At 68.9% G+C, this 13,834-nt stretch carries 16 protein-coding genes; 13 read left to right on the forward strand and 3 right to left on the reverse strand.

Going from position 1 to position 13,834, the window contains the following annotated elements:
• Positions 1–130: 130 nt before the first annotated feature.
• The 4 genes from DDF62_RS08550 (at position 131) to DDF62_RS08565 (ending at position 2,136) form a co-directional block, all read left to right on the forward strand.
• Positions 131–1,042: a LysR substrate-binding domain-containing protein gene (locus DDF62_RS08550; RefSeq protein WP_116488723.1), complete on the forward strand. Its 912-nt coding sequence runs from the start codon at positions 131–133 to the stop codon at positions 1,040–1,042.
• Positions 1,043–1,148: 106 nt separating this feature from the next.
• Complete coding sequence (locus DDF62_RS08555) at positions 1,149–1,355, forward strand: DUF3126 family protein (RefSeq protein ID WP_101711814.1); 207 nt, start codon at positions 1,149–1,151, stop codon at positions 1,353–1,355.
• 80 nt (positions 1,356–1,435) lie between these two features.
• Entirely contained in the window at positions 1,436–1,720 is a 285-nt protein-coding gene (locus tag DDF62_RS08560) for a type II toxin-antitoxin system Phd/YefM family antitoxin (RefSeq protein WP_133244902.1), read from the forward strand.
• Complete coding sequence (locus DDF62_RS08565; protein WP_116488725.1) at positions 1,720–2,136, forward strand: type II toxin-antitoxin system VapC family toxin; 417 nt, start codon at positions 1,720–1,722, stop codon at positions 2,134–2,136. The genes DDF62_RS08560 and DDF62_RS08565 overlap by 1 nt, the downstream gene beginning before the upstream one ends.
• Here the strand turns inward: DDF62_RS08565 and DDF62_RS08570 are convergent.
• Positions 2,133–3,392 carry an MFS transporter gene (locus DDF62_RS08570; RefSeq protein WP_116488726.1) on the reverse strand — a complete coding sequence of 420 codons (1,260 nt, stop codon included), beginning with the start codon at positions 3,390–3,392 and terminating at the stop codon, positions 2,133–2,135. The two genes, DDF62_RS08565 and DDF62_RS08570, sit on opposite strands and share 4 nt — an antisense overlap.
• An 88-nt stretch (positions 3,393–3,480) precedes the next feature.
• Here DDF62_RS08570 and DDF62_RS08575 point away from each other — a divergent pair, with 88 nt between their 5' ends.
• Positions 3,481–4,095, forward strand: a complete 615-nt coding sequence (locus tag DDF62_RS08575; RefSeq protein ID WP_116488727.1) for a TetR/AcrR family transcriptional regulator — start codon at positions 3,481–3,483, stop codon at positions 4,093–4,095.
• Positions 4,092–4,772 carry a GNAT family N-acetyltransferase gene (locus DDF62_RS08580; RefSeq protein ID WP_244286756.1) on the forward strand — a complete coding sequence of 227 codons (681 nt, stop codon included), beginning with the start codon at positions 4,092–4,094 and terminating at the stop codon, positions 4,770–4,772. Before DDF62_RS08575 ends, DDF62_RS08580 begins: the two co-directional genes overlap by 4 nt.
• Before the next feature lie 83 nt (positions 4,773–4,855).
• Here DDF62_RS08580 and DDF62_RS08585 read toward each other — a convergent pair whose 3' ends face one another.
• Positions 4,856–6,847 (reverse strand): OPT family oligopeptide transporter, encoded by a 1,992-nt coding sequence (locus tag DDF62_RS08585; protein ID WP_116488729.1) that lies wholly within the window; start codon positions 6,845–6,847, stop codon positions 4,856–4,858.
• Positions 6,848–6,948: 101 nt separating this feature from the next.
• The gene (locus tag DDF62_RS08590; RefSeq protein WP_116488730.1) at positions 6,949–7,728 is read right to left on the reverse strand and encodes a PhoH family protein; all 780 of its coding nucleotides are present in this window, start codon (positions 7,726–7,728) and stop codon (positions 6,949–6,951) included.
• Positions 7,729–8,040: 312 nt separating this feature from the next.
• On the opposite strand from DDF62_RS08590, the gene DDF62_RS08595 reads away from it, so the two are divergent.
• From DDF62_RS08595 to DDF62_RS08625, 7 genes are all read left to right on the forward strand, one after another.
• The gene (locus DDF62_RS08595; RefSeq protein ID WP_116488731.1) at positions 8,041–8,568 is read left to right on the forward strand and encodes a gamma carbonic anhydrase family protein; all 528 of its coding nucleotides are present in this window, start codon (positions 8,041–8,043) and stop codon (positions 8,566–8,568) included.
• A 529-nt stretch (positions 8,569–9,097) separates the two neighbouring features.
• On the forward strand, positions 9,098–9,379 hold the full coding sequence (locus DDF62_RS08600; protein WP_116488732.1) for a hypothetical protein: 282 nt from the start codon (positions 9,098–9,100) through the stop codon (positions 9,377–9,379).
• Positions 9,379–9,816 carry a periplasmic heavy metal sensor gene (locus DDF62_RS08605; protein WP_165832201.1) on the forward strand — a complete coding sequence of 146 codons (438 nt, stop codon included), beginning with the start codon at positions 9,379–9,381 and terminating at the stop codon, positions 9,814–9,816. The genes DDF62_RS08600 and DDF62_RS08605 overlap by 1 nt, the downstream gene beginning before the upstream one ends.
• The gene (locus DDF62_RS08610) at positions 9,813–10,382 is read left to right on the forward strand and encodes an RNA polymerase sigma factor (protein ID WP_244286757.1); all 570 of its coding nucleotides are present in this window, start codon (positions 9,813–9,815) and stop codon (positions 10,380–10,382) included. The genes DDF62_RS08605 and DDF62_RS08610 overlap by 4 nt, the downstream gene beginning before the upstream one ends.
• A gap of 112 nt (positions 10,383–10,494) precedes the next feature.
• On the forward strand, positions 10,495–12,201 hold the full coding sequence (locus DDF62_RS08615; protein ID WP_116488734.1) for a copper resistance system multicopper oxidase: 1,707 nt from the start codon (positions 10,495–10,497) through the stop codon (positions 12,199–12,201).
• Positions 12,198–13,088, forward strand: a complete 891-nt coding sequence (locus DDF62_RS08620; protein WP_116488735.1) for a copper resistance protein B — start codon at positions 12,198–12,200, stop codon at positions 13,086–13,088. The genes DDF62_RS08615 and DDF62_RS08620 overlap by 4 nt, the downstream gene beginning before the upstream one ends.
• 33 nt (positions 13,089–13,121) lie before the next feature.
• Positions 13,122–13,448: a copper-binding protein gene (locus DDF62_RS08625; protein ID WP_116488736.1), complete on the forward strand. Its 327-nt coding sequence runs from the start codon at positions 13,122–13,124 to the stop codon at positions 13,446–13,448.
• Positions 13,449–13,834 lie beyond the last annotated feature (386 nt).

Here is a 13,834-nt window from a genome sequence, read left to right on the forward strand (position 1 = left end):
GCCCACAGCGCCGCGACCGCCGCCCACTGGGCCGGCGTGATTTTCCGCTGTCTGTCCATGCGCCGTTTATCCTGCGGTTGCCCCGGCGCGGCTAACGACTTATCGGTCGAGGTCTGTGAGGTTTCGTCACATGGCTCGACGTCCGCTGCCGCCGCTGAACGCCCTGCGCGCCTTCGAGGCCTTCGGCCGGCGCGGCCGCATGACCATGGCCGCCGATGAGTTGTGCGTCACCCACGGCGCGGTCAGCCGCCAGATCCGCCAGCTGGAGGACCATCTCGGCGTCGCCCTGACCGAAGGACCGCGCAACCGCCTGACCATGACCGAGCAGGGGCTGAAGCTGGCCCAGGGCCTGACACGGGCCTTCGATATCCTCGAGGAGTCCGTGCCGCGCCCGCCCGAGGACGAGCCGCGTCCGACCGTGGTGTCGTGCCTGCCGACCTTCGCCATGAAGTGGCTGATCCCGCGCCTGCCTGACTTCCTGGAGCGCTTTCCCGACACGCCGGTGCGGGTGGCCGAGTCCAACGGGCCGTTCGACTTCCGCGCCGACGGGATCGACCTGGCCATCCGCATGCGCGACCCCGACGGTCCGCCGTCGCCGGACGGGGAGGCGACGGCCTTTCTCGACACCCACGTCGGTCCGGTCGTGGCGCCGGACCTGGCGGCGAAGGCATCCAGCGTGGAGGGCCTTCTGTCCCTGCCGCGCCTGCATACCCGCACCTTCCTGCACGGCTGGGACCAGTGGGCGGTCCGTGCGGGCGTCGCCTTGCCGCCGGCCGGGCTGGTGCGCGAATTCGACCACTATTTCTACATGATCGAGGCCGCGGCGGCGGGGCTGGGCGTGGCCATGGTTCCGCACGCCTTCGTCGAGCGCGACCTGGCGGCCGGCCGGCTGGTCGCGCCGCTGGGCATGGTTCCCGAGCCTACCTTGCTTTGCGCCCTGACGCCCCGTTCGGGAGCCTCGCGCGGGGCCCGGCGTTTTCGCGACTGGCTGGTCGAGCAGGGGCGAGCCGCGTCGCCGCCGCCGTTTTCTCAACAGACCTGATCGGGCGCCCGCGCAAAAGGCCTTACACTTTGCGCCGTGGACCTCTAGTTTCCCGCCATTCCGCCCCACGGGGGCGAAAGCCCAACAACGAGATCAGGAGCCCCCCGTGGACGCCGCCGCCATCGCCAAGCTCGAAGCCCACCTGAAGCGCACCTTCGGCAACCCGCACATCGCCGTGAAGGCCCGTCCGAAGCAAAAGGACTCGGCCGAGGTCGAAGTGAAGGGCGAGTTCATCGGCGTCGTCTTCCAGGACGAGGACGAGGACGGCTCCTACATGTTCGAGATGGCCATCCTGGCCGAAGACCTCGACTAAGCCCAAAGCGCCTTCGGCTTTGAAAAAACGACCACCCTGGCTATCCTGCCCGGGTGGTCGTTTTCTTTGGTGAGGGCGTCATGCCTGACGGGACCTGGAGCCTGGCCGAAGCCGAGGCCAAGTTCGGCGAAGTGGTCGAGCGCGCTCGCACGCAGGGGCCGCAGCATCTGACCCGCGATGGTCAGGACGCCGCCGTCGTGCTGTCGGCCGAGGAGTACGAGCGGCTACGCGCCGCCGCGCCGCGCTCGTCGAGATCCGTGATCGACGTTCTACTGGATCCAAGCATTCGTGGACTTCTGACCAACGAAGAGGCTGACGAACTTTTCGCCCGAGACAAGGACCCCGGGCGGATTATCGAGTTCTGATGTTTCTGCTCGACACCAATGCGATCTGTGAACCCTTCAAGGATCGCGGAGACGCAGCCGTGCTCTCCTGGATCCGCGCCTGCCCGCCGGATCATGTGTTTGTCAGCTCGGTCACCATCGCCGAGATCAGCTATGGGCTGGAAAGGGTGTCTCCCAGCCGCAAAGCTGATCGCATCAGGATTTGGCGGGATCAGCTGATCGTCGACTTGGCGGATCGGCTTCTGCCGGTGGATGTCGAAGTCGCCAAGGCCCACGCCCGCATCCGTCGCGCCGCCGAGAACGCCAGGCGGACCATGCCTTCCATCGACGCCTTCCTGGCCGCGACGGCGCAGGTGCATGGATTGACTCTCGTCACCCGCAACGTTCGCGATTTCGAAGCCTGGGGCGGCCCCGTGCTCGATCCCTGGAGCGGCTAGACCGCCATCGCCTTCACCTCGCGCCGGATCAGCAGCGAGGCGCCGGCCGCGATCAGGGCGGCCACGCCCGCCATGACGAAGGCCTGGACGTACTGGCCCTGGGCGGCGCGGATCATGCCCGCGCCCACCGCCGCCGTCGCCGCGCCCAGCTGGTGGCCGGCGGCGATCCAGCCGAACACGATCGGCCCGTCCCGGTCGCCGAAGGCCTGGGTGGCCAGGCGCGCGGTCGGCGGCACGGTGGCGATCCAGTCCAGGCCGTAGAACACCGCGAACACCGACAGGCTGACGATCGAGAAGTCCGAATAGGGCAGGTAGATCAGCGATAGGCCACGCAGGGCGTAGTAGACGAAGAGCAGCTTGCGCGGGTCGTAGCGGTCGGTCAGCCAGCCCGACGCCGTCGTGCCGAAGAGGTCGAACAGGCCCATCAGCGCCAGCAGGCCGGCGGCGCGGACCTCGGGCATGCCCCGGTCGCCGCAGAAGGCGATCATGTGCACGCCGATCAGGCCGTTGGTGGTCAGGCCGCAGATGAAGAAGCCCAGGAACAGCAGCCAGAAGGTGCGGGTCCTGCTGGCCCGCGCCAGGGCCCCGAAGGCGCCGGCCAGGGCGTTCGACGCCGAGCCGCGCGGCGGCTCTTCCCAGTCGTCACCCGCGCCGAACGGCTTGTGGCCGATGTCGGAGGGGCGCTCGGGGATCAGCAGCCAGGCGATCGGGGCCATGACGGCGGCGACGGCGGCCACGGTCAGCACCACGGGGCGCCAGCCGCCGTGCTCGGCGATGAAGGCCATGGCCGGCAGGAAGATCAGCGAGCCGGTGGCGGTGGCGGCGGTCAGCAGGCCCAGCATCAGGCCGCGCCGCGCGACGAACCAGCGATTGACGATGGTCGCGCCCAGCACCATGGCCACCGCGCCGCTGCCGAAGCCCGCCAGCACGCCCCAGGTGGCCACATAGTGCCAGGTCTGGGTCATGAAGGCCGAAAGCCCCGTCGAGACGGCCATCAGCACCAAGGCCAGGCTCACCGTCTTGCGCACGCCGAACGACTGCATCAGGGCGGCGGCGAAGGGGCCGGTGAGGCCATAGAGGAAGATGCCGATCGCCGCGGCCAGCGAGATCGCGCCCCGGTCCCAGCCGAAGCTCTTTTCCAGCGGCAGGATCAGCACGCCCGGCGCGGCCCTCAGGCCGGCGGCGGCCAGCAGGGCCAGGAAGGTCACGCCGGCCACCACGAAGGCGTAGTTGCGGCCGAAGGGGCGGCGGATCATGTTCTGACTCCGGATGTAACCGATCGGTACGGGTCTTGCTGGCGTTGTACGTACCGGTTAGTAACATCGTCAAGAGGCCTTCTGAGCTATGACGAAAACCGACGCCGACGCCCCCCTGCATCTCCAGCCCTACGGCCCGGGTCCGCGCGCGGCCGAGAAGATTTTCGAGACGGCCCGCGACCTGTTCTACCGCGAGGGCATCCGCGCCGTCGGCGTCGACGAGATCGTCAGCAAGGCGGGCGTGACCAAGCCCAGCCTCTATCGCAGCTTCAAGTCCAAGGACGACCTTGTCGCCGCCGTGCTGCGCGAGGTGGAGGAGGGCTTCTGGGACCGCTTCAAGTCGGCCGAGGACGCCTTTCCGGATGATCCCAAGGCCCAGATGGTCGCCTATTTCGAAGGCCTGGCGGCGCGTTCGGGCGGGGCCGACTATCGCGGCTGCGCGCTGAGCAACGCCGTCGTCGAGTATCCCGACCGCAGCCATGCCGGCCGGGCGGTGTCGCAAGCGCACAAGCAGGACCTGCGCGATCGCTTGCGGGCCAAGGCGCAGGCGATGGGGGCGTCGGACCCCAAGGCGCTGGGTGATGCGATGATGCTGCTGATCGAGGGCGTGTTCACCTCCAGCCAGATGTTCGACGACGACGACAAGCCGGCCCTGGCGGTGGTGGGCGCGGTCAAGGCCCTGATCGCGGCCTATTGCCCGTGAGCCACCCTCTGGATCGTCCCGTCTGGTCCAGCCTGACCGGTCGTCAGTCGCATCTGGCGATCACGCGGGGCGGGGCCCTGCGGATGGATCCCGATTTCGGCCTGTTCGCCGCCGTCGCCGACGAGACGCCGGAGAGCCTGACGGCCTTGGGCGAACTGGTGCGCGAGCACGGAAACAGCGGGCTGGTGGAGCTTTCGCCGCCGCCGCCGGTTCCTGGGACGGCGGTGCTGTCCAGCGCCCTGTGTTGGCAGATGGCGGCGGAGGCGGTCACGCCGCTGAAGCCGCTGGATTTCGAGATCGTGCCGCTGGGCGACACCGACGCGGCCGAGATGCTGGCCCTGGCGACCCTGACCAAGCCCGGTCCGTTCTTCACGCGCACCCATGAGTTGGGCGACTTCGTCGGCGTGAAGGTCGGGGGCGAACTGGCGGCCATGGCCGGCGAGCGGATGCGGCCAGACGGCTTCACCGAGGTCAGCGGCGTCTGCACCCGGCCCGACTTTCGCGGCAAGGGCTACGCCGCCGGCCTGATGGCGCACGTGGCCGGGGCGATCCTGGCGCGGGGCGAGGCGCCGTTCCTGCACAGCTATGCCGATAACGCCGGGGCTAACGCGCTCTATCAGGCCCTGGGGTTCGAGCGACGGGCGGACGTCTGGTTCACGGTGCTGGCGCCGGAGTAGGCCAGAGCTTCCGTCCCCAAACGAAAAGACCCCGGAAGGCGCTGGCCATCCGGGGTCTTTGTTACTCAGCGGAGAAAGGCCGATCAGGCCTCTTCCATCTTCCGCGCCTGGATCCGGCACCAGCCGTAGAGGCCGGCGACCACCACGGCCGCGACGATGATGGCGATGATCATGCCCAGGTGCTCGGGCGGCGGGTTGGCGATGGCCAGGGGCGCGCCCTTGTTGGTCGAGACGATCAGCAGGGCCAGGGCCACGTTGAACAGGCTCTCGCCGACGATGAAGCCCGAGGCGATCAGCACGCCCAGGCGCTTGGCGACCTCGGCCTTGCGGTCCTTGGAGACCACGCGCTCGAAGATCCAGCCGGCGACGGCGCCGACCACCACCGGGGCGGTGACGGCGCTGGGCAGGTAGATGGCCAGGCCCACGCCCAGCGGCGGCAGGCTGAAGCGGTCCTTGCTGGCGCGGCGCAGGACGATGTCGACCAGAACGAGGCCAAGGCCGATCAGGGCGCCGACGCCCAGCAGGTCCCATTGCAGGTTATGGCCGATGACGCCCTTGGCCAGGGTCGAGATCAGCGTCGCCTGCGGTGCGGCCAGCGGTTCGGCGCCGGGCACGACATTGAGGTTCGGCGCGCCGACGAAGCCGTTCGACTTGGCCAGCAGGTCGAGCACGAACGGAATGACGGTCGCGCCCGACAGCACGCCGATCACCAGGGCCGACTGCTGCTTCCACGGGGTGGCGTCGACCAGCTGGCCGGTCTTCAGGTCCTGCAGGTTGTCGTTGGCCACCACGGCCACGGCCAGGACGGTGGCGGTGACGTAGAGGGCGAAGGCGACCAGCGCCTTGGCGGCGTCCGGGCCGATCAGGCCGCGGCCGATGGCCCCGACCAGCAGCGAGGCGCCCAGCACTGTCAGGATGGCGATGCCCGAGACCGGGCTGTTGGACGAGCCGATCAGGCCGGCCATGTAGCCGCAGACGGCGGCGGCCAGCAGGCCGGCGAACACCAGGTAGGCGACGGCGGCGATGGTCAGCGGCAGGGCGAGAGCGCCGGCCGGACCGCCCAGGGCGAAGGCGGCCAGCAGCCAGCCGGCCGGGGCCAGCAGGGCGACAGACACCAGGCCGACGACGAACAGCGGGATGTCCTGCTCGACGCGCGGCAGGTCGCCGCCGCCCGAACGGCGGGCCTTGCCGGCCTCGAAGGCCGAAACCAGGCCGCGCCAGATCGGCACGACCAGCTTGCCCAGGGTCCAGATGGCGGCAGCGCCGATGACGCCGGCGCCCAGGAAACGCACCTTGGTGGCCCAGACGGTCAGGGCGTGGTCGGCGACGCTGGCGCCGGCCTCGGCGGGGAACACGCCGGTCAGGATCGGCACCAGCACGGCCCAGGCGATGAACAGGCCGGTGAACATGGCGATGCCGACGGTGATGCCCATCAGGTGGCCCGCGCCCATCAGGGCCAGCGAGCTCGACGCGCCGATGCCGGTCGCGCCCTTGCCGACCTTGACGAAGGCGGCGACCTCGGCGGCGAAGATCTTGGCCGCGCCAAGCGCGGCGAAGGCGGCCGAGGCCAGGGTGCCGGCGATCACGGCCCACAGGCCCGCCTTGCCCTCGGCCGCGCCTTCACGCGAACCCGAACCGACCTTCAGCACCTCGGCGGCGGCGACGCCTTCCGGGTAGGGCAGGGGCGAGTTGGTGACCAGGGCCCGGCGCAGCGGGATCGTGTACATCACGCCCAGGATGCCGCCGACGGCGCAGATGCCGAAGGTGGCCAGGAACGGGATGTCCGACCACCAGCCGATCATCAAGAGGCCCGGCAGCACGAAGATCACCGACGACAGCGTGCCCGCGGCCGAGGCGATCGTCTGGACGATGTTGTTTTCCTGGATGGTCGAGGTGCGGAAGAACCGCAGCAGGGCCATCGAGATCACCGCGGCCGGGATCGAGGTGGCGAAGGTCAGGCCGACCTTCAGTCCCAGATAGACCTGGGCGGCCGTGAAGACGACGGTGATGAGGATGCCCAGTATCACGCCGCGGAGCGTGAACTCCGAGCGCGGGGCGGCGGTGATATCGGACATGCGGGTTCCGCAAACAGTTAAGGCGGCCGGACCTTGCCGTCCGACCGCCTCATACTCAAGCCCGGAAGGGCATATGCTGTTACAAAATCACAGAATTAGGGTCACAGAACGCCCAGCATCTCGGCCACCAGGGGGTGGCGGACGATGTCGCGGTCTTCCAGGCGGACGACGGCGATGTTGGACATTTGCTCGAAGCGGTCGGCCACGTCGCCCAGGCCCGAGATGCCCGGCAGCAGGTCCGACTGGTTCGGGTCGCCCGTCACCACCATGGTCGAGTGCCAGCCCAGGCGCGTCAGCAGCATCTTCAGCTGCATGTAGGTGCAGTTCTGGGCCTCGTCGATCACCACGAAGGCGTTGTTCAGCGTGCGGCCGCGCATGAAGCCGACCGGGGCGATCTCGATGGCGCCCTCGGCCATCAGAGCCCGCATGCGCTTGACCGAGAGGCGGTCGGTCAGGGCGTCGTAGAGCGGCCGCAGATAGGGGGCCAGCTTGTCTTCCATGTCGCCCGGCAGGTAGCCGATCGACTCCCCGGCCTCGACGGCGGGGCGCGACAGGACGATCCGGTTGACCCGGCCGGCCTCGAGCGCCTCGACGGCCTTGGCGATGGCCAGATAGGTCTTGCCGGTGCCGGCGGGACCCAGGGCCAGGACCAGGTTCTTGCTGTCCATCGCCTCCATGAGCTGCGCCTGGCCTGGCGATTTCGGTTTTATCGTCTTGATATAGCTCTGATCCCTGGGCGCGTTGTCGGCGTCGCCGAGGGGCGACCAGCCGCCGCGATGCTCCACCGGCAGGCGACGCACCTTGGCGTCGTCGTCGTAGCGGCCGTCGGCGCCTTCGCGCACCATCCGCTTCAGGGCTCGCTTGGTCATCAAAGCCTCCATTCAGGCATGAAAAAAGGACGAGGCCGTAAGGCGTCGTCCTTGGATCGATGGGCGGAGCAGAAGACGGAGCCGCAGGCGCGGCCGGGCGGCTCGGTGGAGCCCCAGGAAGGCGGTGCTGTACGCCGGAACGCCGAACGCAAGACCCTGTTCTCCGTCGTCAGGAGGCCGCGGTCGGTATGGTCCGCGGCGGATACGGAAGGAAAGTCCCCCGATGAAGGGATGTTCCATGCCGAATCACCGGATTTACAATGGGGTGATTATGGTTTCTGAGCGATTAAGTTTTTGCGTGGCGAAAGAACACGGGGTGCACGGATGACTGTCTATTCGTTGGGCGATATCGCGCCGGATCTTCCGCCGCAGGACGAATATTGGATCGCCCCGACCGCCAGCGTGATGGGCAATGTCGTGCTCAAGCAGAACGCCAGCGTCTGGTGGGGCGCGGTGGTGCGCGGCGACAACGACCCGATCACCATCGGCGAGAACAGCAATATCCAGGACGGTTCGGTGCTGCACACCGACGCCGGAATCCCACTGACCATCGGCGCCAACGTCACGGTCGGCCACATGGTCATGCTGCACGGCTGCACGATCGGCGACGGCTCGCTGATCGGCATCGGCTCGATCATCCTCAATGGCGCGAAGATCGGGAAGAACTGCCTGATCGGCGCCGGCGCTCTGATCACCGAGGGCAAGGAGATCCCCGACAACTCGATGGTCGTCGGCGCTCCGGGCAAGATCATCCGCGAGGTCAGCGAGCACCAGGCGATGATCCTGCAGGCCTCGGCCCTGCACTATGTGCAGAACTGGAAGCGCTATCGCGCCGGCCTGAAGGCCATTTGACAGAGGAAAAGCGCAGGAGCGCCGCCCGGAGGGGGGGATGGGCGGCGCTCCTGTCAGACCCGCGCAAGGGGCTTGAGCGCGGGGCCTTCTCACGGCGGCGGCGGGACTGTCGCCGGCGTGGAAGTCGGACGGACCGGGAAGGCGCTCTCCACGAAGCCGCCGGTCGATCTGATGACCGGCATGATGGCGGCCCGCCCTTCCGATCGGATTAAGGTTGAGTTCGCGCAAAATCAGTAACGGTGTTCCGTGATTTTCCGGGGGGAAGCGCGGGCGAAAACCTCGTCATCCAGGCCTGGGTCCATGGAGCTCGCCTTAGGGGCGAGTCGTCTTCGTAATTTCCGGATAGAACGAGGCCGGTTGGGGTCGTTTCATCCATTCCGCGGGCCGTTCGGGTCTCCTGAAGGCTCGGCCTGCGGCAATATGACCAGAAGGCCGCCGTGGGCTTTCGCGGTTCGCGAGCGCCTGGGCATTTGTTGAGGGATCGGGCCGCGCCCGGCGTATTGTCCTGTCGAGAGCCAGGGAAACCGACATGAGCGAACAGCTCGACCACTTGATCGAAGCGATGCGGCGCCAGCCGCAGGCCCGGCTGGACGGCCTGGAGGGGCGGGTCTGGGCGCGGATCGACGCCTTGCGCCAGCCGTCCAGGATGCTGCTGACGCCGCTGCGGGCCGCGGCGGTGGTGGCCGCCCTGGGGATCGGCATGATCGGCGGCAACCTCGCCACCACCTCGACGACGAGCAGGCCGGTCGAGATCGCGGCCTTTTCGGTCGACGCCCACCTGGCGCCGTCGACCCTGCTGGATGGTCGGTGATGGCGGTCTCGCGTGGCGCGGTATTGACCGTGGTGCTGGCCCTGGCGGCCGGGATCGGCGGCGGCTGGCTCGGCTCTGGCCACCTGTTTCCCAAGCGCGAGGCGCCGTCGCTGCACGACGTCGTCCACAACGAACTGAAGCTGACCGCCGAGCAGGACCGCCGCATCGAGGCGCTGGAGCAGGACTTCGCCGTGCGCCGGCGCGCGCGGGAGGCCGAGCTGCGGGCCGCCAACGCCCAGCTGGCCGCCGCCATCCAGGCCCGCCACGAATACACGCCCGAGGTCGCCGCGGCGGTCGAGCGCTTCCACGTGGCGATGGGGACCCTGCAGAAGGAGACCGTCGAGCACGTTCTGGCCATGCGCAAGGAACTGACCCCGGCGCAGGCGGCCAAGTTCGATCGCCGCGTCAGCGAAGCGCTCACGCCCGAGACCCCGTGACCCCGACATCGGGCGACGACGACGGCGCGCTGGCCCGCAGGGCGGCGCGGGGCGACGACCTCGCCTTCAGCCTGCTCATGCGCCGTCACAAGGGCAGGCTGCACGCCTTCGCCCGCCGCCATCTGGGCGACGCCGACGCGGCCCTCGACGTGGTGCAGGAAAGCTTCGTCGCCGCCTGGAAGGCGCTGGACCGCTATGATCCCGCGCGCCCGTTCTCGACGTGGCTGGCCGCCATCGCCCTGAACAAGTGCCGCGATCGCGGCCGACGCCTGAAGGTGCGGCGGCTGATCCTGGGCGAGCGCTCGATCGACGCCCCGGGAACCCCGGACTACGCCGACCCGGCGGCGGGGCCGGAGACACAGGCCCTGCGCTCGGAACAGATGGCGCGGCTGGAGCGGGCGATCGCGCGGCTGCCCGACCAACTGAAGGAGCCGCTGATCCTGACCAGCCTGGAGGGGCTGTCGCAGCAGGAGGCGGCCGACCTGCTGAAGGTCAGCGCCAAGGCGGTGGAGACGCGCGTCTACCGGGCCCGCCGGCGACTGGCCGAATGGCTGGCCGAGGCCTGAAACATTTTTCCGGGACGTTGAGGGAAGGGCGCGCGGGGCGCGTAGCATGGGACAAGACCGCGTCGTGTCCGCAAAGGGCGCTCCCCCCCGACGCGCCGTACGAAGGACTGACATGCGTATCCCCAGCGGGGCCCTGGACCGCCGCCGTTTCCTGCAATCCCTGGCGATCCTCGGCGGCGGCGCGGCGCTGGCCGACCTGCTGCCCGCCTGGGCGCGCACCGCGCAGGCGGGCGAACGCTCGCCCGCGGCGCTGAGCGGCGAGGACATCCGGCTGACGATCGGCCACACGTCCATCACGGTGGACGGCCGCGCCAGCCACGCGGTGACGATCAACGGGACCGTGCCAGGACCGCTGATCCGGCTGAAGGAAGGCCAGACCGTCCGCCTGCATGTCAGCAACGGCCTGGAGGAGGAGACCTCGATCCACTGGCACGGCCTGCTGGTGCCGTTCGAGATGGACGGCGTGCCGGGCGTCAGCTTCCCAGGGATCAAGCCGGGCGAGACCTTCGTCTACGAGTTCAAGGTCAAGCAGTCGGGGAGCTTCTGGTACCATAGCCACTCGGGCCTGCAGGAGCAGGTCGGGCACTACGGCCCGATGATCATCGATCCCGCAGGCGAGGACCCGGCAGCGTTCGATCGCGAGCATGTCGTGGTGCTGTCGGACCACACTCGCGTCCACCCGCATCAGATCTTCCGCCGGCTCAAGCAGCAGAGCGGCGCCTTCAACTTCCAGCGCCAGACGATCGCCGGCCTGCTGAAGGGCAGGGACCAGACCCTGGCCGAGCGCCTGGAATGGGGTCGGATGCTGATGGATCCGACCGACATCTCCGACGTCACCGGGGCGGCCTACACCTTCCTGATCAACGGCCGTGGCCCCAAGGACAACTGGACGGGCCTGTTCGCGCCCGGCGAGCGGGTGCGGCTGCGGTTCATCAACGCCGCCGCCCAGTCGGTGTTCAATGTCCGCATCCCGGGGCTGAAGCTGACCGTGGTCGCCGCCGACGGCCAGCACGTGCGGCCCGTCGAGGTCGACGAGTTCCAGATCGGCAACGCCGAGACCTACGACGTCATCGTCCGGCCGGTCGAGGACAAGGCCTTCACCATCGTCTCGGAGTCGGTCGACCGCTCGGGCCTGGGCCGCGCCACGCTCGCGCCCCGGCTGGGCATGACCGCCGAGGTCCCGCCCGTGCGCGCTCGGCCGCTGGCCAACATGCGCGACATGGGCATGGACATGGGGGGCATGGACCATGGCGACATGGACATGTCGATGCGCAATCCCGACACCGCCCCGCAGGTGCCGCTCGGTCCCGGCGTGCAGATGCTGTCGCCCATGGCGGTGGACCGCACCGGCGAGCCCGGTCAGGGCCTGGCGAACGCCGGCCACCGGGTGCTGGTCTATCGAGACCTGGTGGCGCTGGAGCCCAATCCCGACCAACGCGCGCCGGAACGGTCGATCGAAATCCACCTGACCGGCAACATGGAACGCTTCATGTGGGGCTTCGACGGCCGCAAGTTCAGCGACAGGCCGCCGCCCTATGCGTTCCGGCACGGTGAGCGCGTGAGGGTGGTGCTGGTCAACGACACCATGATGGCCCACCCTATCCACCTGCACGGTCACTATTTCGAGCTGGCTTTCGGTCCCGCCGGGCACATGCCGCGCAAGCATACGGTGATCGTGCTGCCGGGCGGCCGGGTCGCCTTCGACTTCACCGCCGAGACCGGTGACTGGGCCTTCCACTGCCACATGCTCTACCACATGCACGCGGGGATGTTTCAGGTCTTCAGCGTGCGCGACGGCCAAGGGGAGGGCGCGCGATGAAGGCCCCCCTGATCGCCCTGCTGCCGTTGCTGTGGGCAGGACCGGCCCTGGCGCAGCACGACCATCACGCGCCGGCTCCGGCCGACCCCCACGCCGGCCACGACATGGGCGCCATGGCGCCCGAACCGTCGAGCGAGCCGCCGCCGCTGCCCGACCGCGAGACCGCCGCCCCATCGGCGCCGACCGACCACCTGGCCGACCGGATCTTCGATCCCGCCGCGATGGAGCAGGCGCGGGCGGTGCTGCGCCAGGAGCACGGCGGGGCCCAGGCCTCGCAGGTGATGCTCAACCTTTTCGAATACCGGGCCGGTTCCGGCGCCGACGGCTATCACTGGGCCGGCGAGGCCTGGTTCGGCGGCGACATCGACCGGCTGGTGATCAAGTCGGAGGGCGAGGGCGATCGCCACGGCGTCGAAAGCGGTGAGGTGCAGGCGCTCTATTCGCGGGCGATGGGCCTCTATACCGACCTGCAGGTCGGCGTCCGCCAGGACCTGGAGCCCAGGTCGCGCACCTATGCGACCGTCGGGTTCGAGACCCTGCTGCCCTACTGGATCGAGGCCGAGGGCGCGGTCTTCGTCTCCAGTAAGGGCGACGTCCTGGCGAGAGCCGAGGGCGCGATCGACTGGCGCCTGACCCAGCGCCTGATCCTGCAGCCGCGCGCCGAGCTCAATTTCGCCGCCCAGGACGTGGCCGAAACCGGTACGGGCTCGGGCCTGTCGGACGCCGAGCTTGGCCTTCGCCTCCGCTACGAGGTGCGACGCGAGTTCGCCCCCTATGTCGGCGTCGCCTGGGGGCGGCGCTTCGGGCGCACCGCCGACTACGCGCGCGCCGCCGGGGAAGAGGTCTCGGACACCAGCGTGGTGCTGGGCCTGCGGGCCTGGTTCTAGCGTCCCAAAGTCATCTGTTCACGGAGTAAGCTCATGAAAGTTCTCGCGATCGCGGGCGGCTTTGTCGCCCTGGCTCTTCTCGCCCAGCCGGCCGCGGCCCAGGACGATCACGCCGGTCATGCGGGCCATGCCGCCCCCGCCGCCGCCTCGGCGGTCGAGGCCGTCGGCGTGGTGCGCGCCGTCAACGCCAAGGCCGGCAAGGTCACCCTGGCGCACGAGGCGATCCCCGCCCTCAAGTGGCCGCCGATGACCATGGCCTTCAAGGTCTCCGATCCGGCCCTGCTCAAGGATCTCGCTGTCGGGACCAAGGTCCGCTTCAAGCTGGATGGCCAGATGATCGTGGGCCTGACCGCGCTCTAGGCTGAAGCGGCGGCGCAAGGCAGGTCCCGCCCTCCCCGCGAGGGCGGGACCTTTTTGTGTCCACGGCGCGGCGATCGGCGTTCCTCTTCGCCCACGATCGCAGGCAATTCCCAGGGACGGGGGCGCTTGGAGCGCGTCGACGTGGTCAGGGAGCTGGTCTGCGGACTTCATCAAGACCCGCGGCGGCCATAGCCGCATCGGAAGCCGAACGCGTGAAGGCGCTCAGTCGATGGCTGGGGTTGTGCTCACTCTTGCGTCTTGAGGAGCGTTCACGCCATCCCGTCGATTGGCTTCGTTCTTCTTCTTTTTGTCTTGGTCGTGATGCCATTTGATAGAGAAAAACATACCGACCCCCAGAACTATGATTTTGAGCGGGAAGAAAACGA

Source organism: Caulobacter radicis (genome assembly GCF_003094615.1).
Lineage (GTDB): Bacteria > Pseudomonadota > Alphaproteobacteria > Caulobacterales > Caulobacteraceae > Caulobacter > Caulobacter radicis.

Coding starts and splice junctions, on each gene's coding strand:
- DDF62_RS08550 (WP_116488723.1), top strand. CDS start 131: ATGGCTCGACGTCCGCTGCCGCCGCTGAACGCCCTGCGCGCCTTCGAG.
- DDF62_RS08560 (WP_133244902.1), top strand. CDS start 1,436: ATGCCTGACGGGACCTGGAGCCTGGCCGAAGCCGAGGCCAAGTTCGGC.
- DDF62_RS08565 (WP_116488725.1), top strand. CDS start 1,720: ATGTTTCTGCTCGACACCAATGCGATCTGTGAACCCTTCAAGGATCGC.
- DDF62_RS08570 (WP_116488726.1), bottom strand. CDS start 3,392: ATGATCCGCCGCCCCTTCGGCCGCAACTACGCCTTCGTGGTGGCCGGC.
- DDF62_RS08575 (WP_116488727.1), top strand. CDS start 3,481: ATGACGAAAACCGACGCCGACGCCCCCCTGCATCTCCAGCCCTACGGC.
- DDF62_RS08585 (WP_116488729.1), bottom strand. CDS start 6,847: ATGTCCGATATCACCGCCGCCCCGCGCTCGGAGTTCACGCTCCGCGGC.
- DDF62_RS08590 (WP_116488730.1), bottom strand. CDS start 7,728: ATGGAGGCTTTGATGACCAAGCGAGCCCTGAAGCGGATGGTGCGCGAA.
- DDF62_RS08595 (WP_116488731.1), top strand. CDS start 8,041: ATGACTGTCTATTCGTTGGGCGATATCGCGCCGGATCTTCCGCCGCAG.
- DDF62_RS08600 (WP_116488732.1), top strand. CDS start 9,098: ATGAGCGAACAGCTCGACCACTTGATCGAAGCGATGCGGCGCCAGCCG.
- DDF62_RS08605 (WP_165832201.1), top strand. CDS start 9,379: ATGGCGGTCTCGCGTGGCGCGGTATTGACCGTGGTGCTGGCCCTGGCG.
- DDF62_RS08615 (WP_116488734.1), top strand. CDS start 10,495: ATGCGTATCCCCAGCGGGGCCCTGGACCGCCGCCGTTTCCTGCAATCC.
- DDF62_RS08620 (WP_116488735.1), top strand. CDS start 12,198: ATGAAGGCCCCCCTGATCGCCCTGCTGCCGTTGCTGTGGGCAGGACCG.
- DDF62_RS08625 (WP_116488736.1), top strand. CDS start 13,122: ATGAAAGTTCTCGCGATCGCGGGCGGCTTTGTCGCCCTGGCTCTTCTC.